This window comes from Agrobacterium sp. CFBP2214 (assembly GCF_030209895.1).
Classification (GTDB): Bacteria; Pseudomonadota; Alphaproteobacteria; order Rhizobiales; family Rhizobiaceae; genus Agrobacterium; species Agrobacterium radiobacter.
Map to the genome: position 1 here is coordinate 41,601 of NZ_JARVRC010000006.1, position 24,637 is coordinate 66,237.

Here is a 24,637-nt window from a genome sequence, read left to right on the forward strand (position 1 = left end):
AAAGAGCTGCACCGGCACCCGCCGGTGCAGTTCGCGGTTGAAGGACCGGGTTTGCGTAAAACGAAGCACCGCCTCTGAGACGTGTGCCATGCGCAGCCCCAGGCTCTGCCGCGATGATCAGGGAGGGACCTCCAATGCATATCGACAAGATTTCGGACATGATTGCGCATTTCATCGGCCTGTTCGACACGGTGATCGAGGATGCGCGTCTGAGAACCAACTATAGCGAGGGCCCGGCACGTTCTGATCCGGACCGCCTGCCGGACGATGAAGCGGCAAAGCTGCTCGACAAGAACTACGACGTGCCGCTGCAGGACTACGACCCCGGCGTCAAATACAGCGCCGGCTATTATGATTTTGACTATATCCGACCGCATTTCGCCCGCGCTGTCGAATACGACATGCAGCAGCTTGCAAATGCCATTCCGGTCGATATTTCCGCCGCTCATTTCCGCTTCCCGGGCCGCCTTTCCTTTGAGGAAGAATATGAACTGGTGGTTCACCCCGGCCCCGGCTCGGTCATCGCGCATGTAGCGCAGGTCAATATTCTTCAGGACGACGACTATCTGAACATGACTGATGGCCCCTATGTGTGGCGCGACACCAGCTTCGTGACAGAGCGTACCGTCGAGTTCTACAATGAAGCAGCTATCTTTACGCCTTTTTCCGTTTTCCAGCGCACCGACAGTTACGATGCGCTGCAGGCGCTCGCCAAATCCGCGCACGACTATATCGACCATGCCCGCGAAAACGATGTCACCTCGCTTGGCACCGGTGCGGACCAGGATTTCGTTCTGGCCGGCAACGATGTCGACGGTATTTACGTCAATGGCTCGATAGCCAGCGAAAAGCCGATGCTTGATGACTACATGCCCGATCGCGGTATCGCCAAGCCGCCGGAAGAGCCGGAAAAGAGCGATGTTTCGCTGCATGAGGATAGCCCGGCCGGCAACAGCCTTGATGTCGCCGCAGGCGCCAACGTCGTCGCCAACATCGCTACTCTGGTCAATACAGGCGTCATGACTTCGGTGACCGCCGTCATGGGCGATTATCATCAGATCGACGCCATCACCCAGGCCTATATCTATAGCGACCGGGACGAGATCGACTCCGTGTTCACACACTCGGAAGATCAGGCGGCGACGGTTGCCTTCAACATCGCCAGCTTCGAGCGCACCATCTATCCCGGCGCGGAAAACGCAGCAGCGGACAGCCAGGAAACGGGCGCCCCCCCAATATTCCCCACCGCCTGGCGTGTCAGCGTGCTGGAAGGCGACGTTTCCTTCGTGCACTGGATCGAGCAATACCAGTTCGTCAGCGACAACGACACGATGACGATAACCACCTCGGGCGCTACCGTCAGTCTGCTGACGGGCGGCAACGCCGCGCTCAACATTGCGAATTTCCTCGGCATCGGCATGCAATACGACCTGATCATCGTCGGCGGCAATGTGCTGGACATGAACCTGATCAGCCAGATCGCCGTGCTTTACGACAATGACTGGGCGCGCGCCAATCCCGATGCGCCTGATGGCGCCACCATCCAGTCCGGCAACAACCTTCTGTGGAACGATGCCGCCATTCACAATGTTGGCAGCAACGACCGTTTTGAAACCATGCCTGATTACATGACGCAGACGGTCAACGCGATCAACGCGCGCGACCCCAACATGCCGGATGCGCTGGCTCATGACGTCAATTTCGCCGGCTATGAGGGGCTGAACGTCCTCTATATCACCGGCAATCTTTATGATGTCAGCATCATCAAGCAGGTGAGCGTGCTGGGCGATTCCGACGACGTGACGCAGGCAGCCGCCAAGGTTCTCGAAAACAACGAGGACGCCACCGTCCACATCGATACCGGCAGCAACGCCGTCGTCAATCTGGCGCAGATCGTCGATTACGACAGCTTTGGCTCCACCACCTATGTCGCCGGCGGCGTTTATTCCGATGCCATCCTTATTCAGGGCGGCATCATCGAAAACGACACGTCGCAACCCCAGCAGGGTCAGCTGGCAAACGAGGTCATCGCCTTTCTTCACGACGATCCCGCCACCATCGAAAACGAATCCGATGGCGTCATCAATGCCGGTCACGACCTGTCATGGTCGAACGGACATTCGGCCGACGTCATGCAGGCGGTGACCGCGTAGATTTGGCTGGCGGGGCGACAATCGCGTCCCGTCACGGCCGAACCGCAAACACCGTGAGATCACCGAGGGGACCGATAAAAAATGGATCATATTTCAAGAAAAACCATTGCCGACGGACGCTCGCTGGACTTGCCGCTGGATCAGGAGGCGGAAGACAGCAAACTAACGGACGCCTGTATTTCAGCCATCAATGAAGCCGTCGAAAACCTGCGCCAATTATCCGGCGCGGAACAGGCCGCAAAAACCATTTCATCACCAACGCAGATCATTCCCCCACAATCTCTTCCCCAACCTCATGCAAAAATAGAACAGGCGGAACAGCTACGCGACGTTCCCCCGGAAAAGCCGGCGCCTCAGCAGGACCGGCAACCCGTCTCTCCGCCGGAACCACATGCCAAGATCGACAATACCGACCTGCCTTTCGTCAAGACCATCGATAACAATGAAGGGCCGATCCGTGAAAACGAGCGCCGGCCGGTAACGGGTGGTGGCGGCAAGGAACCGACGGACAATGGCGGTGGCGGCGGCGGCGGCGGTGGCGGTGGCGGAAGCGAGAGCGGTTTCCATAAGCGCAGCGAGCCGATCAACTTCGCCGCAAGTCTCGCCAAGGGCATCGCCGCCGTGCGACGCAACATGGTGGTGGTGATGCTGTTCACCGTCGCCATCAACGTCCTGCTGCTCGCCATCCCCCTTTATCTGTTCCAGATTTCCGACCGAGTATTGACCAGCCGCTCGATGGATACGCTTGTCATGCTGACGGTTGCCGTGCTCGGCGCGGTTCTGTTGCAAGCCTTCATGGACGCCATCCGCCGCTTCATCCTGATGCGAACCGCCGTCGAACTTGAGGTACAGCTTGGCGCGCCGATCCTTTCGGCCGCCGCCCGCGCCTCCCTGCATGGCAGCGGCAAGGACTACCAGACATTGCAGGACTTGCAGCAATTGCGTTCGTTCATCACCTCCGGCACCCTCATCGCCTTTCTCGACGCACCGCTGATGCCGCTTTTTATCGTGGTGGTCTATCTCGTCCATCCGCATCTCGGCATCATCATCATGGTCTGCTGCGCCGTGCTGTTCATTATCGCCTGGTTGAACCAGCGCTTCACCGCGAGACAGTTTTCCGAGGCGTCCGGTTATCTCAGCCGCGCCAATTTCCACCTCGACTCCATGTCACGCAATTCGCAGATCATCAATGCGCTGGCGATGATACCGGAAGCGGTGAAGATGTGGGGGCGCGAAACCGCAGGGTCCCTGAAATCTCATGTGGCGGCGCAGGATCGCAACATCATGTTCTCGGGCGTTTCCAAGGCGGCGCGCATGATCACCCAGGTGGCGCTGCTTGGCTGGGGCGCGCATCTGTCGCTATCAGGTGAACTGACCGGCGGCATGGTGATTGCAGCCTCCATCATTTCCGGCCGTGCGCTGGCGCCCATCGAAGGGGCAATCGAAGGCTGGCACCAATTCAACAAATCGGCCGCCGCCTATGGCCGCATCAAGCAGCTTCTAGTCAATTCGCCGCTGAATTTCCCGCGCCTGCGCCTGCCCAATCCGGAAGGGCGTCTCGACGTGGAGCGCATCCTCTTCGTGCCGCCGCCGCAGAAGAAGGTGATCCTGAACGGCATCTCCTTTTCGCTGAAAAAGGGGGAATCGCTTGCCATCATCGGCAATTCCGGCTCCGGCAAGACGACGCTCGGCAAGATGCTGGTCGGCTCGATCCTGCCTACTTCAGGCAATGTGCGCCTTGACCTCATGGATCTGCGCAACTGGGACCAGCGGCAGTTCGGTGAAAGCATCGGCTATCTGCCGCAGGACGTGCAGCTTTTTCCGGGCACCATCAAGGCCAATATCTGCCGCATGCGCGACGATATCGAGGACCGGCAGATTTACGAGGCAGCGGTACTGGCCGATGTGCATGAGCTGATCGCCGGTTTTCCGCAGGGCTATGAGACCGTGGTCGCCGCCGACGGCGCGCCGCTTTCCGGCGGCCAGAAACAGCGCATCGCGCTTGCCCGCGCCTTCTTCGGCGACCCCAAATTCGTGGTGCTGGACGAGCCGAACTCCAACCTGGATACGCAGGGCGAACAGGCGCTGGCCAAAGCCCTGCTGCACGCCAAAAGACAGGGCATCACCACCGTCACCATCACCCAGCGCCCGGCGCTTCTTCAATGCGTCGACAAGATCATGGTGCTGAAGGACGGATCGGTCGCCATGTTCGGCGAAAGGATGGATGTGCTGAAGGCGCTTTCCGGCAATGGCCGCCCGGCCAGCCAGTCCCCGCAGATCGAGGGTTGAGGACCGTCATGTTCAAGAAGAAAAATGCCGTTGCCGAAATCAAACCCCAGGGCCAGCTCGAATGGTATAGCGAAGTGCCGCGCTCGATCCGCCTGCATAGTTCGATCGGTCTTGCCGTGCTGCTCGCTTCCTTCGGTGGTTTCGGATTTTGGGCCGGCACGGCACCGCTCTCCTCTGCCATCATCGCCCAGGGTAGTTTCGTCGCCACCGGTAACAACAAGGTCGTCCAGCATCTCGAAGGCGGCATCATCAAGGAAATGATGATCAGCGAAGGTGAGACAGTCAAGGAAGGCGACGTTCTTCTGACGCTGGACAAGACGACGGCGCTTGCCAATGAACGCATGTTGCAGATGAGACGGCTTCGCCTCGAAACCATCGTCACGCGCCTGCGCGCCGAAGCGCAGGGGGAAAAGGGCTTCAAGGTGCCTGATATCGTCATGAAGGAAGCCGGCGATCCTGACATCAACGCCATCATCCAGAGCCAGAACATCGTGTTTCACAGCAAGCTCGTCAAGCTGGAGGAACAGCTCAACCTGATCGACAAGAACATCCGGTCGCTGGAGTTCCGCTATGCGGGTTATGACGGACAAAAACAGTCCTTCGACCGGCAACTGGCACTTTTGACGCAGGAGCGCGATTCCAAGGAGAGGCTCGCGAAGGATGGCGTCATCCGCAAGACCGACATGCTGGCGCTGGAGCGCGCCATTGCCGATGTGATGGGTGACATCGCCCGGCTGAGCGGCGAAATGAACCAGAGTGAGGCGGAGATCGCCAAGTTCAGGCAGGAAGCGATCATCGCCGTCAACGCCAACAAGCAGGCGGCGCTCGACGCGCTGGAAATTGCTGAATCCGATCTAGACAGCGTGCGCGAACAGGTGCGCGGCGCAGCCGAAGTGCTGGAACGCACCATCATCCGCTCTCCCGTCAACGGCACCGTGGTACGCGCCTATTATCACACGCCTGGGGGCGTCATCACGACAGGCAAGCCGATCATGGAAATCCTGCCCGCCCATGTTCCCCTCATCCTCGAGGCACAGGTGCTCAGGACCTCCATCGACCAGCTGCATGAGGGGCAGACCGCCGCGATCCGCCTCTCGGCACTCGACCGCCGCACCACGCCGGTTCTGAATGGGAAGGTTTTCTACGTTTCAGCCGATAGCATCGAGGAAAATGCCGGCCTGCAGGTCAAGGACGTCTATATCGTGCGCGTCCAGATACCTGACGAAGAGATCGCCAAGGTCCATAATTTCCATCCCGTGCCCGGCATGCCCGCCGACGTGCTGATCCAGACCTCGGAGCGTACCTTCTTCGAATATCTGACCAAGCCGATCTCCGACAGCATGTCCCGCGCCTTCAAGGAAAGATGAAGAGATAACAGGGATTTACACTGTCAATCCCGCCCCTGTCGGCATATAATGCCCGTATAATTCTTTGGGGTGGGAGAAGCGGGCATGGCGGTGATGTCGGACGTATTGCTGCTGGTCGGCAGGCTGAATTACGTGTGGACCAACACCGAAAGCCTGATGATCTATCTGATCGTCCATCTCCTGAAAGTGGAGAAGGAAGCGGCCATCGTCGTGTTCCTGACCCTCAACACCACGCGGGCGCGTATGGATCTCATCGAGCGCCTGGCGAAGCTTCCCTCCACCGATGCGAAGGATCGCAAGACGATCCTCTCCATCATGGCGCGGCTGAAGAAGGAAGCGAAGACGCGCAACAAATACAATCACTGCATCTATTCCTTCGACGAGAAGGGCGAAATCGCCAGCACACAGCTGATGCGGCTGGTGGAGGATGACAGCCAGGTGCGTTACGGCAAGGTCGAGCGCATGGACGAGAAGGAAATCGGCCAGCTGGAAAAATCAATCGCCGACATCGTGGAGGTCAGCAAGGACATGTGGAGTTTCATCCACGCCAGTCCGCATGTCTCGGCGGATTATCTCTAGGCTCTCGTCTGTAACCGCATGCCGATCGCCGGGTGAGGCTCGCTACCCTCTGCGGCCCTTGCCGGGAGGCACAGTTTCCCGGCTGCGAAATAAAGCAGGAATGAGCCTATCTGGTAGGGGAAGATGATGTCGATCTCCACGAAGGAACGCACGACAAACAGGGCGCAGATTGCAAACAGGATGACGCCCTGCGGGTCGCTCTTGCGCATCAGCACCGAGCGCAGATGCCCGAGCAACGTTCCGTAAAGCACCATGGCAAGCAGGAGCATGCCAACGAATCCGTTTTCCACCACGGTTTCGATATAGGTATTATGGAAGTGGAAGCCGGTGCGGCCGGTAATGAAGAAATCGTTCCACAGGCGTTCGGCATCGGGAAAACCCGCGACCCAGAACCCCTGATAACCAACGCCGAGGATTGGCGTCTGTTTCGCCGCCTCGATGCCCTGCTGCCAGAGATAGGTTCGGCCGGTCAGCGTCGAATCCTTGCCGAAAATGCCGAGAATGGCGTCGAGCAGGCCGAATTGCAGGGAAGCGACCACCAGCAATGCGCCGAGTCCACCGAGCGCGAAAAACGTCATCTTTCTGTTCGCCGGCGAAAGCATGCCGATGGGAATGAAGCCGATGATGAGGGCGACCACCGCCGCCGTGGTAATAGTGGATGTGGCCGATTGCGACGCAAGGAGGCTATAGGCCGACAGGAGCCCGGTGACGCCGGCAACCGGCAGCCAGATGCCCCTTTGCTTGAGCACCAGCACCGACGCGGCGGCAAAGATGACGCCGAGCGAGGCATAAAAGCCGAGCTGGTTCTTGGAGGAGAAAGCGCCGACGAAACTGTAGGTGCCGTCAAGCGCATCAAAGAGGTAGATGCCGAACAGCAGCGAATAGAGCAGAACGACGGCGATGCCGATAAGCGCGCCACGCGTCAGCGTCCGGATCGAGATCACCCGCATCGCGATCAGCGCGCAGACGATATGCGTCATATACTGGATGGAGGCGCGCATGGTCACCGACGCAGCTTCCGACCAGAAGCTGGACAGAACCGTCAAAATGCCGAAGGCGAAAATCCACAGATAACGCGGATAGTTGCCGAGCACGCGCCGGTAATCGACCACCACCAGCGGCAGCCACATGCCATAATAGGCCAGAACCGAGATTTGCCCGAAACGCGACGAATAGGCGAAAACGAAGAATGACAGCGCAACCGCCGTCATTCCGTAGATTTCATTGCGTTCGGGATCGATCAGCGCCGATTTGGCGATCCGCATGAAAGCCTCACTGCATCAGGATTTCGGACGAGACCTTGATGACGTCGCCGGGCTGGAGAAGTGCGTTTTCATCCACCTTCACTTCCTTCGGCTTGCCGTTTTCCTCACGCACCACGACATAGCTGATCGTCGCGGACTTGCCCGACGGATCGAAACGGATCGCTTCGGCCGATTGCGCCAGTGCTTCCGACATCAATTCGCGGCTGGTAGTCAGCTGCAGATTGAGCTTGTCGAGTTCCGCTTCGGTGTCCTGCAATTCCTTGGAGCGCTGCGCCACCCAGTCGTTGCGCAGGTTGATTTCGTCCTGGGTCGCCTTGTTGATGTCCTGCTTGGCGCGCAGCGACTGCGTATCGATATCAAGCAGGGTGGATTCCACCTCCGCCGCGCGTTCTTCCGCGGAAATACGCCGCTGCGACAACGCAAGCCCCTGCTCGTTCAGCCGGTTGACGCGGTCGCGGTCCTCATTGGCAAGCTGCAGCTGGCGGTTCTGTGTCTCTGATTTCTTCTTCAGGGATTCAACTTCGCTCTGCAAAAGCGCATGCAGGTCGGTCAGCGCCTTGAGCTGCAGGGTGTAACGGTCGGTTCGCGATTTCATCAGCGCGCTCTCGCTGGCCAGCAGCACGTCGATCTCGCTGATCTTCTCCATTTCAGGCGTCTTGGCGATGGTCGTGTCACCCTTGACCTCGGCGATCAGCCGCGCCTGACGCGCGAGCAGCCTTGCCCGCTGGTTGTCGTAAACCGCGGCATCGCCACGGGCATTGATGAAGTCACGGGCAAAACGCTGCCCGGCGTCGGAGCGTCGCAAGCCGCCGGCAAGGCTGACGGCCTTCAGCACGGTAAGATTGGCGGCATAGGGATATTCACCCGGCGTCTGCACATCACCGCTCAGAAAGATCGGCCGGAACTGGGCGATTTCGACGGAGGCCGAAGGCAGGTTGCGAAGGGCGAACTTGCTTTGAAGCTGCGCGCCGATCTGTTCGCTGACTTCCGAGGGCGTCTTGCCCGCGACATCCAGCTGCCCGATGAAAGGCAGAGACAACGCACCAGACGGGCCGACGGAATAATCGCCGTTGATGACGTCCCAGTTGCGGATGCTGCCATCGGCCGGCTGCCACTCGGCAACGCGGATACGCAGTTTGTCGGCGGTACCGAGCTTATATTGAGCGCCATCCGCAGCCAGTGCGGAGAGCGGCGCGGCAAGGGCGACGGAAGCGGCAAGAACGAGGGCCACAAACGGGCGGTGGGCGGCAGCAATAAGGCCGTTCATCGGGAAACTCCCTGTTAGCGGATCGCCATGCAGGCGGTCCGGCCGTCGCGCAACCGGGCAAGGCCGGCTGCGCAGCGCCGCAAAAAGCGGCCGGTATGATTAGCACCAATGACGCACCCAAAGACCGGACTTGGGATCCCGGTCGGGGTGCGTGTCGAAACGAAGATCGATAAAGCCGAACTCAATATCGGTTTTCAGTAGCTTCCGCGTGAAAGGCACACGGCGGGAATGGTCTTGACGATGATGAAGACATCCTGCCGCATCGACCAGTTCTGGACATATTGCGTGTCGAAAGCGACGCGGGTCTTGTAGGAGACGTCGTTACGGCCGCTGATCTGCCACAGGCCGGTCAGGCCTGGACGGGTGCTGAGATAATAAGCGGCAGCACTTTCATAATAGCTCAGTTCCTCATCGACGACCGGGCGTGGGCCAACCACGCTCATTTCGCCGCGGATGATGTTGAGGAGCTGCGGCAGTTCGTCAAGCGAGAGCTTGCGCAGCACGGCGCCGACGGCCGTAACACGCGGATCGTTCTTGAGCTTGCGGGTTGCGCGCCATTCTTCGGCGGCTTCCGGATTGGCGGCAAGATATTGCCGCAGAATCTCATCGCCGTTCATCGCCATCGTCCTGAATTTCAGGCAATGGAAATAGCGGCCATTATGTCCCACACGCCGGTGGCCATAAAAGATCGGGCCGGGATCAGACAATTTCACCAGCGCGGCGATCAACAGGAATATCGGGCTGAAGATGAGCAGCGCAAGTGCAGCCGATGTCATATCGAAGCTGCGTTTTGCGATGCCCCCGATAGGGAAACTGACATCGAAATCTTCGGAGCTGCTGAGTGTCTGTTCAGCCGATTGGGTCGCGGACTTCATAGAGAGAACTCCATTTATGTTTTGCGATTGGTCGGTGCCCGGAGGCGCGTCTTTCCGTCTAAAAGAGATAACAAGTCTGTGTTCGGAATTTGATGCTAATGGATTTTTTGTAAGGCACATTGCCCATAACCGTCTATGCGATTTCTTGCGCGAGCGGCCGATTAACGTCCGGGCAATATTAACGGTTGCATAAAAAAGCAACAAATGGGCGGGCGGCCATGTGTTGAGAGCATGGGTGTCGCGCCGGCATGTATTGGGTTTTGTGCCGTCTACAGTCTTTTCTTATGTGTTTCTTATGACTTGCGCAGATGAGACAGGAACGCCAAGAACAGACATGCCCGTAAAAGACTATTAAAGTTTGTTGCAGCGCAGCAAGATTGTGGCAATGCATATAAAATTTGACATATTGGCTGGGATTTTTTTGCCCGACATTGCCACTGCGCCAATAAAAAACGATGGAAAAATCGCAAGAAGGGCGCAAAGACGGCAAAATAGTGGCGCGACAGTGCGTTCTGATCATGGCAGCTACGCAAAAATGCAAGAGCTGACAATCGAATTCTCTCCACCTCACCCTCTCAGCCGTTTCACGAGCGGCGCTAAGCGCCAAATCCGCTGGAATCAGAAGGTTGGCGGAGTGCAAGCGCTGATGACCTCGCACGGCACGGGACCCACACAACGGAATCGGTGCGGCCTGCGGCTTTCGAAATAATAGGCATCCCCCGGCCCGAGCACCCGCCTCTCATCATCGACCGTCACTTCCAGACGCCCGGAGAGAATGATGCCCCCCTCTTCCCCATCGTGAACCAGCGGCACCTTGCCGGTATCGGCGCCCGGCTGGTAACATTCCTTCAGGATTTGCAGGCTGCGGCCGAAAACATTTTCCCCTACCTGCCGGAAGGAGATCGGCCCCTTGCCGATTTCGACCAGTTCATCCGCCCGGTAAAAGGCCTTCCGGCTTGTCTCCGGCTCGAAAGCGAAAAACTCGGCAAGACCGATCGGTATACCGTCAAGAATGCGCTTCAGCGCACCGACGGATGGGTTGGAGGTGTTGGATTCGATCAGCGAAATCGTCGAATTGGTGACACCGGCACGTCTTGCCAGTTCCCGCTGGGAAATATTATGGCGCAGCCGCAAATGCCGCAAACGTCCACCTATATCCACCGACATGCCCGAGCCCCCGTTGCCCTTGTTCGAAATATCGAAAATACGTGTTGATGCCTATAGCATTTTCAATGACTTGGCCACAGAGAGAAAAGGGCTTGTTCAGTCGCAAAAATAGCTTTCAATCACCGGCAACGAACAGGAGACCACCATGGACAATCCGAGCCGATCCAATTCCACCTCACTCGACAGCTACTGGATGCCGTTTACCGCCAACCGGCAGTTCAAGGCCAATCCCCGCCTGCTGACGAGCGCCGAAGGCATGTACTACACCAGCAATGACGGCCGCCAGGTTCTCGACGGCACGGCTGGCCTATGGTGCGTCAATGCCGGCCACGGCCGCCAGCAGATCGCCTCTGCCGTAAAGCACCAGCTTTCGACCATGGATTACGCACCCTCCTTCCAGATGGGACACCCGGTTGCCTTTGAATTTGCCGAACGGCTGGCGGAAATCGCGCCCGGCCCGGAAGGAGCGAAGCTTGATCGCGTCTTCTACACGGGCTCCGGATCGGAATCGGTCGATACGGCGCTGAAGATCGCCATCGCCTATCAGCGTGCCATCGGCCAGGGCACCCGCAGCCGGCTGATTGGCCGTGAACGCGGTTATCATGGCGTCGGTTTCGGCGGTATCTCCGTGGGCGGCCTTGTCAACAATCGCCGCGTTTTCCCGCAGATCCCCGCAGACCATCTGCGCCACACGCATGATCCGGCGAACAACAGCTTCGTCAAGGGTCAGCCCGAGCACGGCGCAGAGCTTGCGGACGATCTGGAACGCCTGGTCGCCCTGCATGGCGCGGAAACCATCGCCGCCTGCATCGTCGAACCCGTGGCCGGCTCCACCGGCGTGCTGGTGCCGCCGAAAGGTTATCTGGAACGCCTGCGCACCATCTGCGACAAGCACGGCATTCTGCTGATTTTCGATGAGGTCATCACCGGTTTCGGCCGCATGGGCTCCACCTTCGCCAGTAACTATTTCGGCGTTACGCCAGATATCGTCACCACGGCCAAGGGCCTGACCAACGGCGCGATCCCCATGGGCGCGGTCTTCACCAGTCGCAAGGTGCATGATGCGCTGATGCATGGGCCGGAAAACCAGATCGAGCTGTTCCATGGCTATACCTATTCCGGCCACCCGGTAGCCTGCGCCGCCGGCATCGCGACGCTCGACATCTACCGCGATGAGGGCCTCTTCACCCGCGCGGCGGAGTTGCAGGATGTCTGGCACGACGCCATCCACTCCCTGAAGGGCCTGCCCAACGTCATCGACATCCGCACCATCGGTTTCATCGCCGGTATCGAGCTGCAGTCACGCGAAGGTGCTGCCGGCGCACGCGCCTATGATGTCTTTACGGATTGCTTCGAGCGCGGCCTGCTTATTCGCGTCACCGGCGATATCATCGCCCTTTCACCGCCGCTGATCGCCGAAAAATCCCATTTCGACGATATTGTCTCAATCCTCGGCGATGCACTGAAACGCGCAAATTAAAGTATAAACTTCTAATAAAGCAAAGGCTGCAATAAAAATTGCAGCCTTTTTTTTGCTTTTATCAAGAGCAGAGCGAAATAGATCATTTATTAAGCATATTCTATTATTTTTTCGCAGCATAACCAACAGCGCGGGAGCGTTCCATGGCGTCGATACAGCAGAAGACAATATTGGCAAGCGTCGCCATCTTTTTCATCGCCGGCAGCGCCACAGGTGTCGGCATGTGGGCAACGGAAACGCTCAACCGTAATAGCGAATATGTGGCGCTTTCGGCCCATGTACTTCGCAACCACATGCAAGCGGACATGATGCACGACGCGCTGCGTTCCGACGTGCTCGCCGCCATCCTTTCTTCCGATGAAGGGATGGGCCTGGAGCTGAATGCGGTAAAAGCCGATCTCGCGGAACATGAATCCACCTTCCGGCAAATGATCGAGGAAAACAGGTCTCTGTCAGCCGGTACGAACGTCAGGGCCGTCATCGACGGCGCCGAAAAACCGCTTCTTGCTTATATCGATGCCGCAAATGCGGTTGTCGGCCTTGCCGGCGCCCGTCAGGAAGAGGCTCTCAAACTGATGCCCGAATTCACGCGGCAATTTTCGGCGCTTGAAAAAGCGATGGAAACAGCCGGCGACCAGATCGAAGCCCTTTCCGACGCCGCCTCGGCCGAAAGCGAAAAGACCAAGGCGACCATCAACCTCGTTTTGAAGGGGCTGCTGGTTCTAGCCGTGCTTTTCTCCGCCGGACTTTTCCTCCTCACCCGCAAGTCAATCATCCTCCCCGTTCTGCAATTGTCGAAGAATATGGAAATCCTGGCGGCCGGCGATACGTCGCAACCGCCCTCCGGCACCGACCGCAGGGACGAGATCGGCTCCATGTCCGGCGCGGTCGAGATATTCCGGCAGGCAGCCATCGCCAACCGGGCGCTCGAAGAGCAGGCAGCTTCCGCCCGCCGGCAGGCGGAAGCCGACCAGGAGGAAACGCGGCGGCAGGCGGAGGAAGATGCTTCCGAGCGGCTGCGCATCGCCACCTCCGGCCTCGCGGCCGGCCTGAAGCGGCTCGCATCGGGTGATCTGGCCTTCCAGCTCGACGATGCCTTTGCCCCGCAATTTGAAGCCCTGCGCCACGATTTCAACAGCTCGGTGCGGCAACTGGCCGAAACGCTCTTCGCCATTTCCGATGGCATCGGCACCATCGACGGTAGCAGCCGCGAGATCGCCGCCGGCGCCGGCGATCTTTCCCGCCGCACGGAAAATCAGGCCGCCTCCCTTGAACAGACGGCCGCTGCGCTCGATGAAATCACGGTCAACGTGTCGAACGCCAACAAGCGCGCCGCAGAAGCAAGGCTCGCCGCCACAGACGCCAACGAAAGCGCGCTGAAATCGGTCGAAGTGGTCGGCCATGCCGAAGAGGCGATGCGCCGCATCGAGACCTCGTCGCGGCAGATCACCGGCATCATCGGCGTCATAGACGAGATCGCCTTCCAGACCAATCTTCTGGCGCTGAATGCTGGCGTTGAAGCCGCCCGCGCCGGCGAGGCCGGCAAGGGCTTTGCCGTGGTGGCGCAGGAGGTGCGCGATCTCGCCCAGCGCGCGGCAAAGGCCGCAAGTGAAATCCGCGATCATATCCGCCAGTCATCCGTCGAGGTGGAAAGCGGTGTGAAGCTGGTTCTCGATACCGGAACGGCGCTGAAGGATATCGGCGAACGCATTGCCGGCATCGACCGCCATATGAATGCGATAGCCACATCGGCCGCCGAACAATCGACCGGCCTTGCGGAGATCAACGCGGCCGTAAACTCGATGGATCACGCCACCCAGCAGAATGCGGCCATGGTGGAACAATCCACCGCCGCTTCCGCAACACTTGCCGCCGAAACGGCAAAGCTCCGCGCGCTGGTATCGCGTTTCCGTCTTGAGATGGAAATTACTGGCAGCCGGGAAGAGACACGCCGAGTTGCGTGAGAGCAATGGTGAAACGCGAGAACATCGCCTCGCATCATACAGTCCTTGAGGCGGGCCACCCTCACGGCGCGCCTGCGCCGTGAGGTGAACGTTTCTTGATCAATAAGCCTGTGTCGGCTGCGACAGGCCGTCGCCGATCACGCCATTGCCGTATTGCGCCACGGGCACACCTTCCTGGCCGATCGGCACGCCCTGCTGCGCAGGGCCGAGTGCCGTCACGACGATCGGCGTACCGTCAGGCACGCGGTTATAAAGATCGATGATATCCTGATTCAGCAGGCGCACGCAGCCTGATGAGACCGACTTGCCGATGGTCCACCATTCAGGCGAGCCGTGCAGGCGGTAGATCGTATCCTTGCCATCCTTGAAGATATAGAGCGCACGCGCGCCGAGCGGGTTCTTGAGGCCCGGCTCCATACCGCCGTTACGGCTGCTATAGGGTTCCAGTTCCGGCTGGCGGGCGACCATTTCATCGGGTGGCGTCCAGCGCGGCCATTGACGCTTGTACTGAATGACGCCGCGGCCGGACCATTCGAAGCCTGCACGGCCGAGACCGACGCCATAGCGCATGGCCTGACCATTCTCATAGGTGAGATAGAGGAAATGATTGGCCGTATCGACCACGATGATGCCGGGGCGTTCACCGGTCGGGTTCGCCACCATCTGCCGCAGGAACTGGCGCGGAATCCGCTTATAGGGGATTTCCGGCAGCGGGAACTGCTCGTCAGGCCTCGGACCGTACATGGCGGCATACATCGGGTCTTCGGCAGGTGCCGCGGGCCGGGCGGCCTCACGCGCCGTTGTGTTGCAGCCCGCAAGGCCGGCAAGCGCCAGTCCACCTGCTCCAAGCAGGAAACCCCGCCGGGTCGTTGTCGTCTCGTTCAATTGAAAAACCTCATTTACGTCATCTCACGCTGGCAAAGGGATCTGCCAGCGCCGCCTCTGGGCGGCTGATAGGGTACTTCGTGCCGGAAACCTGCGATGCCATGGCCTTGGCGCCGCTGGATTTCAGAATGGCCCGGAAGCTTGGATGCATGCCGCCGTCCACATACGCGCTGAGGGAGGCAGAAGTTCCCTCGCTCATCGCGGCGGCAAGTTTTTGTTGCTCTTCACCGAGTTTTGACGCCACCAGCGGATCCTGCTGGTTGACGGCCGGCGGGCACGCCGCCAGCGGATCGGCAGGCTCGCCGCCAGCAAATTCACTGTTGAAGACATAACGGCGGCCGCAGACGGAAACCTTGGGCTGCCGGCGCGTCACCTCGAAATAGTCGTAACCTTCCTTCAGCGTCTTCCAGAACGGCATGTTAGGATCATCCCGATGCGCCACCATGTTCCGGGCGCTCATGCGGAAGGGATAGGCCTGCACCTGAAAGCGGTCCTGTCCGCCCTGCAATGCACGCGCGACGATAGCGTAAATCTCACCCACCTGAGCGTCGGTCATGGCGTAGCAGCCGGAAGAGGAGCAGGCGCCGTGCACCATCAGCGCCTCGCCGGTGTAACCGAGCGCCGATTCCAGCCGGTTGGGATAACCGAGATTGAAGGAAACGTAATATTGTGAGTTCGGGTTCAGCATGCCGGCCGAGACATGATAAAAACCTTCCGGCGCCTGCCGGTCACCAGTCTTCATCTTGGGGCCGAGCTTTCCCGACCAGCGGCACATGGGATAGGACTTGAGGAGCGCGTAATTTCCTGTCTTGTCGACCTTCCAGACCTCGAGTTCGCTCTCCTGCTTGAAAATACGAACGAGGACCGGGCTTTCCGGGCGCATGCTCTTGGCCGACATCTGCGCCATCATCTTGGACGACAGTTTCGGCGGGTCTTTCTTGACACTGTCGACGCCCATGGAGGTGCACGCCGCAAGACCGCCGCCGATCGCGACGACCGCAGCCATTCTTGCCCCTGCCTTTACCTTATGCCGCAACCCCGCAACCGCGAAATCCAGCAATGCCTGCATGCCCATGGATTGTTCTGCCCGCCTGATTTGCCCGCCTTTCCGGCAGACGCTTAACTATCGAAGGTGGCCACAACACGGCAACCTCGCCCATGTACAAAGTCTCGTGAACAGACGTTACCCATTCGTTAATCATAGGGACACAAGCCCGTGATGCCGTTGGCGCTGAGCTTGGATGCCGTGATTATCGGAGCAGCCCCTGGCCGCCATCGATCCATACCGGCGTGCCGGTAATGTGACGGGATGCATCCGACGCCAGGAAACCGATCAGCGCGGCGACGTCGTCGCTCGTTCCGGCCACGCCGCCGGTCACAGGAATGTCCCCGGCGGGAAAACGGACAGGAACCTCCGTTTTTTCCCGCCCGCGTATATCGGTATTTTCGTCGATTGCCGTTTCGATTTCGCCGGGACACACCGCATTGACGCGGATACGGTGACGCCCCAGTTCCAGCGCCAGTTGCTGCGCCATGGCAAGTTGTCCGGCTTTCGTCACGGAATAGGCGGTAGCGCCGGGCGACGTGAAGGTGCGCGTACCATTGATCGACGAGATGATGACGATGGATCCGCCGCCGGCCGCCTTCAGATGCGGCACGCTTACATGAACGGTGAGATAGGTGCCGCGCAGGTTGATGCGGATCGTGTCGTCCCATTCGGACGGTTTCAATTCATCGATGGGTGCCCAGACGCCGTTGACGCCAGCATTCGCCACCACGACATCAAGCCGCCCGAAAGCCCCAACCAGTGCTGCGACCGCATGACGCATAGCCTCCTCATTCGCCACATCGGCCACAAGGACCTTCGACGAACCGGATGCGGCGCCTATTTCCCGCGCGACATCGTTCAATTCCGATTCGGTGCGGCCAAGCAGGCCGAGCGAGAACCCCTCCGCAGACAGATGAAGGGCGGCAGCGCGGCCGATGCCGGAGCCGGCACCGGTGACGAGAGCGACTTTGCCGTCAGCCAATGTTACAGGCCTCCCTTTCTGGAGGCGATGGAGGTGCCGATCGCCGAGACGGGATCACTGGCTGGAAAGCTTTCCTCCAGCCCCTCTTCCAACTCCTCCTCCAGAATGTCGCGATCCTTCGATGTGCGGGCGCTCGCCTGGCCGTGCGGAGCTTCATCCTGCGCCGTGCCGAGAGCGGAAAATTGCGAAGGCGCATCCGCGCCATGGCGTGTTCCGAAGGCGGTGAGCTGCACCATCACCGCACTTGCCCGTTTGATGGCCTCCGCATCGTCGATCCCTTCAAGACCATCGGCAAGGCGAACAGAGACCTGGTCACCGTCGCTGCCGACGAACTCGACGGAGATAACCCCGTTATTGCGTTTTACATAGGTCGTCGAAAGTTGCATGACATGCCCTCCGGCTTGGAAAGCACCGACAAAACCGGTGCGGGGAAACGAATAAGCTGACTTCAGAACGACACAGAGCGGAAGGGGTTCCGGATGGATGAGGCCTTTGGTCCGGAAATGCAGGAGAGTTTCTTCCTGCGCGATGCGGTGGATGTGGCCCGCGCCCTCATCGGCGCGGAGTTCCGCATCGGCAATACCGGCGGCATCATCGTGGAAACCGAAGCCTATCATCCGGACGACCCGGCATCCCACAGTTTCAACGGGCAGACCCCTCGCAACAGGGCGATGTTCGGCCCGGCCGGCCGTCTTTATGTCTACCGGTCCTACGGCATTCACTGGTGCGCCAACTTTGTCTGCGCTCCGGGTTCCGCCGTGCTTCTGCGCGCCATCGAGCCGATCACCGGTATAGACATGATGAAACTGCGCCGGGGAACTGACAAGCCGAAACTTCTCTGTTCAGGCCCGGGCCGACTTTGCCAGGCGCTCGCGATTACGGGAGAGATGGACGGCGCGCCGTTGAACGCACCGCCGTTTTTCCTGCGGTTGCCGAAAGAAGCCGCCGCCATCACCAGCGGCAGGCGAATCGGCATCAGCCGCGCGACGGAATACCCGTGGCGCTTCGGGCTCAAGGGCTCGGCTTTCGTCAGCAAGAAATTCCAGAATGGAGACCCGTGAAAGACGAGAGCACCTTCGGCGGCCCGTCATTTTCGTCGGGGTTGGGTACCGGCACCTCGTCCGGCAACCTATCGGGTTCCGGCTCTTCCACCGGCGGTATGTCCGGCTGCGGCGGCACGGGCATCGGCGGTTCGGGATAGGGTTCGACGGGAACGGCTGGCATCGCGGCCTCCTGATAAACACGCTTTGCCGCAATGGACACAAGCTGCGTTTTTATCTCTCGGGACAACGCCTTCGCGCCGTCGCCAATCGGGCGGCGCGACACCCAATTCGCCCATCGGTCAAATGCCGGTCAGGTCCCTTCGGTCCGGTTGCGCCGCCCAGCGGGTTGTACAGGGAAACGCGGGCACGGCCTGTCCGTTCCGTTTTTTTAAGGAAGTTTTTGCGACGCTCAGGCGAAACCGAGCGCGCTGCGGGAAATATCGCGGTTTTCGCAATAATCGCGGGAATGAGCCTCGTGACCATGCTCGCGCGCGGTCGAACGGGAAAGTTCCGGGCTCGGAACGTTGAGCAGCGCATCGGCATAGGTGCCGGTTGCCTCGACGTCATCGATCACAGTCTGCTGTTGCGGTTTTAAAAATTCAAACATCCGTCCACCTCCTTCGACACGTCCCCTCAACGCGCCGGCCCGGGTCCTGTTCCATAACACCCGTAACTGTTCGGATTATACATGAGACGGCGCGGACGTATAGATGACGAAAGGCGAACGTTATCAACTGACGTTCACAAAACGGAGTGGAATCAGTGAGCTATGACGAGAAGCTCAGGCAGGGCCGACCGATTCCCGCAGGATCAGTTCGACCGGCCACAATTCCTGAACCTCGCGCACAGGACGACCGCCGATGATCTGCAACAACAGATCCGTCACCCGAATGCCCGCCATGCGCATGGGCGAGCGGGTGGTGGAAAGCGGCGGCATCATGCTTTCCGGCGTCAGATAGGGAAACACGTCGTCATGGGCGATGACGGAAACGTCCTTGCCGATCACCAGCCCCATCTGCGTGGCGGCGCGATAGACACCCTGCGCCGTCATCATCGCGCCCGCGACGAAGGCCGTCGGGCGCGGCGTCTGTTCCAGCAGCGAGCGGGCAAAGCGGAAGGCGGTATCTTCGCTGAAATGCGCGTTCATCATGAAACGCGGATCGGGCGTGATGCGATGGGTGGCCAGCGCATCCCTGAACCCCTGCTCGCGGTCCTGAACGAAGGTGCGGCCGACGGGACCGTTGATTAGGGCGATGCGGCGATGGCCGCGCTCCAGAAAATGGATCGTTGGTCGATAGGTTACATCGTGGTTGTCGATATCAAGCCAGGCATGTTCGAACGGCGTCTTGGAGCGGCCATGCACGATGAAGGGCACGCCCAGCCGGTGAAGCAGCGCGATGCGCTCATCCTCGGGGCGCGGCGAATGCACGATGATGCCATCCACCCGGCCGCTCGCCGCCAGCCGGCTGAAAATCGCCAGCTCCTCATCGAGATTATTGTCGACGGTGACGCTGACGAGAATGTCGGTTTCTTCCTGTTCCAGACGGGTCGCCATGCCGCCCATGAATTCTGAAAAGAAATGCCCGCCGCCCGAACGGCCCATGACGACGCCGATGGCGCCCGCCCTGCCCGTTGCCAGCCTGACGGCGTTGGCATTCGGCCGGTAGCCGTATTTCAGCGCAGCCTCCATCACCCGTTGCCGCGTTTCCTCGCGCACCTCGGGATAGCCGCCAAGCGCACGGCTGACGGTGGTGGGCGATAGCCCAACCTTTTCTGCGAATTCCTTGAGTTTCATGTTTTTCGCCAATTTGCCTCTGCATGCGTTGCCGCCGCAGATTTTTCAAGCGGACAATAATTGAAAACGATTTCAATTTTTATCCATCTAAAACCTTACAGTCGGTCATTTCGAAAAGCAAACACCGCAAAACCGTCGTCGGAAATGCCGGGTTTTCACACAATTAGAAAGAGTATTGACAGATTGATCCGCTTTTGAGAGCCTCACGCCAGTCAAAAGCGCTTTCAATTTTGAGGACAATCGGAAGCGTCAACGGAGGAGTTTGACAATGAATATTTCCATGAAGACTTTGTTCCTGTGCGGCAGCGTACTTTCCGCAGCAGTTTCGGCGCAGGCGGCCGAACTTTCCATCGCCGCCAACTCGACCGGCAAGAACATTGCATTTTTCAAGGAGCGGATCGCCGCCTTCGAAAAAGAGACCGGCCACAAGGTCAATCTCGTCACCATGCCGTCATCGTCCAGTGAGCAGTTCAGCCAGTACCGGCTATGGCTTGCTGCGGGTAACAAGGATGTCGACGTCTACCAGACGGACGTGATCTGGGCGCCGCAGCTCTCCGACCAATTCGTGGATCTGACCGAAGCGACGAAGGATGTCATTGGCGATCATTTCCCCTCCATCGTGGCGTCACAGACCGTGGACGGCAAGCTCGTCGCCATGCCGATGTTCACCGATGCACCCGCTCTGTTCTACCGCAAGGACCTTCTGGAAAAATACGGCAAGCAGCCGCCGAAAACCTGGAAGGAACTGGGCGAGACCGCCAAGGAAATTCAGGACAAGGAACGCGAAGGCGGGCAGAAGGACCTCTGGGGCTTCGTCTTCCAGGGCAGCGCCTATGAAGGTCTGACCTGCAACGCGCTGGAATGGATTGCATCAGCCGGTGGCGGTCATATCGTTGAGACCAACGGCGACATCTCCATCAACAACGAGAAAGCCGCAGCCGCGATCGAAGCCGCCAAGGGCTGGGTCGGCACCATCGCGCCGCAGGGCGTGCTTGCCTACAAGGAAGAGGAAGCACGCGGCGTCTGGCAGACCGGCAATTCCGTCTTCATGCGCAACTGGCCCTATGCCTATGCGCTTGGAAACGGTGCCGACAGCGCCATCAAGGGCAAATTCGGCGTCACGCCGTTGCCGGCCGGTGAAGAGGGTGCGGCACCCGCCTCAACGCTCGGCGGCTGGAACCTCGCCGTTTCGAAATATTCCGACGATCAGGAAGCTGCCATCCAACTTGTGAAGTTCCTCGCATCGAAGGATACCCAGAAGATGCGTGCGATCCAGCTTTCCAACATGCCCACGATCGCCTCGCTTTACGACGACAAGGATGTCGCGGACGCGCAGCCTTTCATGCCGACATGGAAGCCGATTTTCCAGACCGCCGTTCCACGCCCCTCTGCCTCGGCGAAGGTGAAATACAACGAGGTTTCGGCCAAATTCTGGGGTGCCGTGCACAACACGCTCTCCGGCAACGGCACGGCGGCGGAAAACCTTGAGCTCCTTGAAGTCGAATTGACCGATCTCAAAGGCAACGGCTGGTAATCCGGCCCGTGTGGGAAGCGGTCTCGCCTGAGCGTTTCCCACACCCCAACTGCGAGATATCCCCATGAACGATACCGCCCTTCAAAGACCGGCCGCGGCATCCGGCACCGGCTCCGACCTTCATTCGGAACGCCTGAAATCCGCATGGCTGTTCCTTGCCCCCACGTTTCTGGTACTTGCGATGGTGGCCGGCTGGCCGCTGGTGCGCACCGTCTGGTTCAGCCTCACCGACGCGTCGCTGACCAATCTCGACGGCGCACAATTCGTTGGCTTCAAGAACTACCTCACCTGGATCACGCTCAGCAGCGGCCGCACCATCTATCGTGGCCTGCTGGCCGATCCCGCCTGGTGGGGTGCGGTTCTCAACACCCTGAAATTCACCATCCTCTCGGTCAGCTTCGAAACCGTGCTCGGCCTCATCGTCGCGCTGGTGCTGAATGCCGAATTCAAGGGACGCGGCCTCGTGCGCGCCGCCATCCTCGTGCCATGGGCCATTCCCACCATCGTCTCGGCGCAGATGTGGGCGTGGATGCTGAACGACCAGTTCGGCATATTGAACGACCTGTTCCTCAGTCTCGGCCTGATCTCCCAAAAGATCGCCTGGACGGCCAATCCGGACACCGCGATGGTCGCCGTGCTGATCGTCGATATCTGGAAGACGACGCCGTTCATGGCGCTGCTCATTCTCGCCGGCCTGCAAATGGTGCCGAAGGACATGTATGAGGCGGCGAAGGTGGACGGTATCCACCCCGTCAAGGTGTTCTTCCGCGTCACCCTGCCAATGATCCGGCCAGCGCTCATGGTTGCCGTCATCTTCCGTATGCTGGATGCGATGCGCGTCTTTGACCTCATCTACATTCTGACGCCGAATAACGCCCAGACCCGCACGATGTCGGTGCTGGCGCGTGAGAACCTGTTCGATTTCGACAAGTTCGCCTATGGCGCAGCCGCTTCCACCATGCTGTTCCTCATCATCGCCTCGATAACAGTCGTTTATATGTGGCTCGGGCGCGTCAACACAGATGGAGCTTCGCGATGACCCTGCCAAGCATCCTGAAAACCACCGCCTTTTATGCGCTGGTCGCCGTCATCATGGTGATTTCGGTATTCCCGTTCTATTACGCGATACTGACCAGCCTGAAATCCGGCTCAGCGCTGTTCCAGGTGAATTACTGGCCGCGTGAATTCTCGTTGACCAATTACAACTTCGTCATCGGCAACGGCACGTTCCTGCGCAATCTCGGCAATTCGCTGTTCGTTGCATCTTCAGTCGTCGTACTGTCGCTGTTCCTTGCGGTAACGGCGTCCTATGCCCTGGCCCGTGTCCGTTTCCGCGGCCGCTCGCTGCTTCTGCTCACCATCCTCTCGGTCTCGATGTTTCCACAGATCGCCGTTCTCGCCGGCCTGTTCGAACTTATCCGCTGGGCTGGCATCTTCAACACGCCGCTCGCGCTGATCTTTTCCTACATGATCTTCACCCTGCCCTTCACTGTCTGGGTGCTGACGACATTCATGCGCGACCTGCCGATCGAAATCGAGGAAGCGGCAATCGTCGATGGCGCAACGCCATGGGTCATCATCACCCAGGTCTTCATGCCGCTGATGTGGCCGGCGCTCGTCACCACAGGGCTCCTCGCCTTCATTGCGGCGTGGAACGAGTTCCTCTTCGCGCTCACCTTCACCTCATCGAACGAACAGCGCACGGTGCCCGTCGCCATCGCACTTCTTTCGGGCGGTTCGCAGTTTGAAATCCCTTGGGGAACGATCATGGCGGCCTCCGTCATCGTCACCGCCCCGCTCGTCGTCCTCGTTCTTATCTTCCAGCGACGCATCATTTCCGGCCTCACCGCCGGCGGCGTCAAAGGCTAGGAGAAAACTTATGACCACCATTCAACTGCGCAATCTTCGCAAATCCTTCGGCGCCTTCGATGTCATCAAGGGCATCGACATGGACATCCGCTCCGGCGAGTTCATGGTTTTCGTCGGCCCTTCCGGTTGCGGCAAGTCCACGCTGCTACGCCTCATCTGCGGGCTCGAGGAAATCACTGGCGGCACGCTCTCCTTTGACGGAGAGGCCGTCAACCGCCTGCCACCCGCCAAGCGTGGCGTCGCCATGGTCTTCCAGTCCTATGCGCTTTATCCGCATATGACCGTATTCGAAAACATGGCCTTCGGCATGAAACTCTCTGGCGCCGACAAGGAGCAGCGCCGCAAGCGTGTAGAGGCGGCAGCGGAAATGCTGCAGCTCACGCCCTATCTGGAACGTCTGCCGAAGCAGCTTTCCGGCGGCCAGCGCCAGCGTGTCGCCATCGGCCGTGCCATCGTGCGTGATCCGAAGGTGTTCCTGTTCGACGAACCGCTCTCCAACCTCGATGCGGCGCTTCGCGTCGCAACCCGTCTCGAAATCGCCAAGCTGCACCGGGAGATGCATGACACGACGATGATCTACGTCACCCACGATCAGGTGGAAGCCATGACGCTTGCCGACCGCATCTGCGTTCTGCGCGATGGCCGCGTCGAACAGATCGGCACGCCGCTCGAGCTTTACGAAAGCCCGGTCAACACCTTCGTTGCCGGCTTCATCGGCTCGCCGAAGATGAACTTCCTTGCCGGCAAATATGCGGAAGTCGAAGGTGCCGCGACCATCGGCATCCGCCCCGAACACCTTGCGATCGGTGCCGGTGAGACCGGCTGGAACGGCGAAATCATCCATTCGGAAATGCTGGGATCGGACAGCTACATCTATGTCGAGATTGGTGCTGGCGAACCCATCGTCGTTCGTGAGGAAGGCGTGACCGACCGCAAGCCGGGAGAAAAAATCGTTCTCGTGCCGGATGCGGCGCAGATCCACCGCTTCGACGCGCAGGGCCAGGCCCTTGCCCGCAATCCCGTGCGCGGCGCCGCCTGAACAGTTAACTTTCGCCGGATCACCCAAGCTTCCGGC

Annotated in this window: 22 protein-coding genes; 11 read left to right on the forward strand and 11 right to left on the reverse strand. The window is 59.5% G+C overall.

Translation table 11 applies throughout. The features are described 5' to 3' along the window. The first annotated feature begins 134 nt into the window (after window positions 1-134). From QRN60_RS15930 to QRN60_RS15945, 4 genes are all read left to right on the forward strand, one after another. Window positions 135-2,153, forward strand: a complete 2,019-nt coding sequence (locus QRN60_RS15930; RefSeq protein WP_099087169.1) for a hypothetical protein — start codon at window positions 135-137, stop codon at window positions 2,151-2,153. Between the two features lie 81 nt (window positions 2,154-2,234). Continuing rightward, window positions 2,235-4,442: a type I secretion system permease/ATPase gene (locus QRN60_RS15935; protein ID WP_129567321.1), complete on the forward strand. Its 2,208-nt coding sequence runs from the start codon at window positions 2,235-2,237 to the stop codon at window positions 4,440-4,442. An 8-nt stretch (window positions 4,443-4,450) separates the two neighbouring features. Continuing rightward, the gene (locus QRN60_RS15940; RefSeq protein ID WP_003506347.1) at window positions 4,451-5,809 is read left to right on the forward strand and encodes an HlyD family type I secretion periplasmic adaptor subunit; all 1,359 of its coding nucleotides are present in this window, start codon (window positions 4,451-4,453) and stop codon (window positions 5,807-5,809) included. An 84-nt stretch (window positions 5,810-5,893) separates the two neighbouring features. After that, entirely contained in the window at window positions 5,894-6,388 is a 495-nt protein-coding gene (locus QRN60_RS15945; RefSeq protein WP_003506345.1) for a hypothetical protein, read from the forward strand. Here the strand turns inward: QRN60_RS15945 and QRN60_RS15950 are convergent. The 4 genes from QRN60_RS15950 to QRN60_RS15965 all read right to left on the reverse strand — a co-directional run bounded on the left by QRN60_RS15950 (window position 6,385) and on the right by QRN60_RS15965 (window position 10,962). Further along, window positions 6,385-7,653 (reverse strand): O-antigen ligase family protein, encoded by a 1,269-nt coding sequence (locus QRN60_RS15950; RefSeq protein WP_111792898.1) that lies wholly within the window; start codon window positions 7,651-7,653, stop codon window positions 6,385-6,387. The two genes, QRN60_RS15945 and QRN60_RS15950, sit on opposite strands and share 4 nt — an antisense overlap. A 7-nt stretch (window positions 7,654-7,660) precedes the next feature. Further along, window positions 7,661-8,920 carry a polysaccharide biosynthesis/export family protein gene (locus tag QRN60_RS15955; protein ID WP_087745626.1) on the reverse strand — a complete coding sequence of 420 codons (1,260 nt, stop codon included), beginning with the start codon at window positions 8,918-8,920 and terminating at the stop codon, window positions 7,661-7,663. Between the two features lie 194 nt (window positions 8,921-9,114). Continuing rightward, window positions 9,115-9,795, reverse strand: a complete 681-nt coding sequence (locus tag QRN60_RS15960) for a sugar transferase (RefSeq protein ID WP_003506336.1) — start codon at window positions 9,793-9,795, stop codon at window positions 9,115-9,117. 618 nt (window positions 9,796-10,413) lie between these two features. Then, window positions 10,414-10,962: a cupin domain-containing protein gene (locus QRN60_RS15965; RefSeq protein WP_003506334.1), complete on the reverse strand. Its 549-nt coding sequence runs from the start codon at window positions 10,960-10,962 to the stop codon at window positions 10,414-10,416. Between the two features lie 145 nt (window positions 10,963-11,107). On the opposite strand from QRN60_RS15965, the gene aptA reads away from it, so the two are divergent. Both aptA and QRN60_RS15975 read left to right on the forward strand, forming a co-directional pair. Continuing rightward, a complete protein-coding gene (gene aptA / locus QRN60_RS15970; RefSeq protein ID WP_111818022.1) occupies window positions 11,108-12,442 on the forward strand; it encodes an omega-aminotransferase AptA in 1,335 nt (444 codons plus the stop codon). Between the two features lie 143 nt (window positions 12,443-12,585). Continuing rightward, window positions 12,586-14,406: a methyl-accepting chemotaxis protein gene (locus QRN60_RS15975; protein WP_111792900.1), complete on the forward strand. Its 1,821-nt coding sequence runs from the start codon at window positions 12,586-12,588 to the stop codon at window positions 14,404-14,406. A 99-nt stretch (window positions 14,407-14,505) separates the two neighbouring features. Here QRN60_RS15975 and QRN60_RS15980 read toward each other — a convergent pair whose 3' ends face one another. From QRN60_RS15980 to QRN60_RS15995, 4 genes are all read right to left on the reverse strand, one after another. Further along, window positions 14,506-15,291, reverse strand: coding sequence for a L,D-transpeptidase (locus tag QRN60_RS15980; protein WP_003506330.1), 786 nt, complete (start codon window positions 15,289-15,291; stop codon window positions 14,506-14,508). A gap of 19 nt (window positions 15,292-15,310) precedes the next feature. Then, window positions 15,311-16,366, reverse strand: coding sequence for a L,D-transpeptidase family protein (locus QRN60_RS15985; RefSeq protein ID WP_162686964.1), 1,056 nt, complete (start codon window positions 16,364-16,366; stop codon window positions 15,311-15,313). Window positions 16,367-16,541: 175 nt separating this feature from the next. After that, the gene (locus QRN60_RS15990) at window positions 16,542-17,321 is read right to left on the reverse strand and encodes an SDR family oxidoreductase (protein WP_099087176.1); all 780 of its coding nucleotides are present in this window, start codon (window positions 17,319-17,321) and stop codon (window positions 16,542-16,544) included. Between the two features lie 2 nt (window positions 17,322-17,323). Continuing rightward, window positions 17,324-17,707: a hypothetical protein gene (locus QRN60_RS15995; RefSeq protein ID WP_003506325.1), complete on the reverse strand. Its 384-nt coding sequence runs from the start codon at window positions 17,705-17,707 to the stop codon at window positions 17,324-17,326. Between the two features lie 93 nt (window positions 17,708-17,800). On the opposite strand from QRN60_RS15995, the gene QRN60_RS16000 reads away from it, so the two are divergent. Next, the gene (locus QRN60_RS16000; protein ID WP_020811977.1) at window positions 17,801-18,382 is read left to right on the forward strand and encodes a DNA-3-methyladenine glycosylase; all 582 of its coding nucleotides are present in this window, start codon (window positions 17,801-17,803) and stop codon (window positions 18,380-18,382) included. Here QRN60_RS16000 and QRN60_RS16005 read toward each other — a convergent pair. From QRN60_RS16005 to QRN60_RS16015, 3 genes are all read right to left on the reverse strand, one after another. After that, window positions 18,351-18,545 carry a hypothetical protein gene (locus QRN60_RS16005; protein WP_077998680.1) on the reverse strand — a complete coding sequence of 65 codons (195 nt, stop codon included), beginning with the start codon at window positions 18,543-18,545 and terminating at the stop codon, window positions 18,351-18,353. The genes QRN60_RS16000 and QRN60_RS16005 overlap by 32 nt on opposite strands. A gap of 228 nt (window positions 18,546-18,773) precedes the next feature. Next, window positions 18,774-18,971, reverse strand: coding sequence for a hypothetical protein (locus QRN60_RS16010; RefSeq protein WP_003506320.1), 198 nt, complete (start codon window positions 18,969-18,971; stop codon window positions 18,774-18,776). A 174-nt stretch (window positions 18,972-19,145) separates the two neighbouring features. Then, window positions 19,146-20,159, reverse strand: a complete 1,014-nt coding sequence (locus tag QRN60_RS16015) for a substrate-binding domain-containing protein (protein ID WP_111818023.1) — start codon at window positions 20,157-20,159, stop codon at window positions 19,146-19,148. A 268-nt stretch (window positions 20,160-20,427) separates the two neighbouring features. Between QRN60_RS16015 and QRN60_RS16020 the strand changes: the two genes are divergently transcribed. The 4 genes from QRN60_RS16020 to QRN60_RS16035 all read left to right on the forward strand — a co-directional run bounded on the left by QRN60_RS16020 (window position 20,428) and on the right by QRN60_RS16035 (window position 24,601). Then, complete coding sequence (locus tag QRN60_RS16020) at window positions 20,428-21,693, forward strand: ABC transporter substrate-binding protein (RefSeq protein ID WP_111818024.1); 1,266 nt, start codon at window positions 20,428-20,430, stop codon at window positions 21,691-21,693. Between the two features lie 64 nt (window positions 21,694-21,757). After that, a complete protein-coding gene (locus QRN60_RS16025) occupies window positions 21,758-22,732 on the forward strand; it encodes a carbohydrate ABC transporter permease (protein WP_111818025.1) in 975 nt (324 codons plus the stop codon). Continuing rightward, window positions 22,729-23,562, forward strand: coding sequence for a carbohydrate ABC transporter permease (locus tag QRN60_RS16030; protein WP_003510927.1), 834 nt, complete (start codon window positions 22,729-22,731; stop codon window positions 23,560-23,562). The genes QRN60_RS16025 and QRN60_RS16030 overlap by 4 nt, the downstream gene beginning before the upstream one ends. A gap of 10 nt (window positions 23,563-23,572) precedes the next feature. After that, window positions 23,573-24,601, forward strand: coding sequence for an ABC transporter ATP-binding protein (locus QRN60_RS16035; protein ID WP_013761592.1), 1,029 nt, complete (start codon window positions 23,573-23,575; stop codon window positions 24,599-24,601). The last annotated feature ends 36 nt before the right edge of the window (window positions 24,602-24,637 follow it).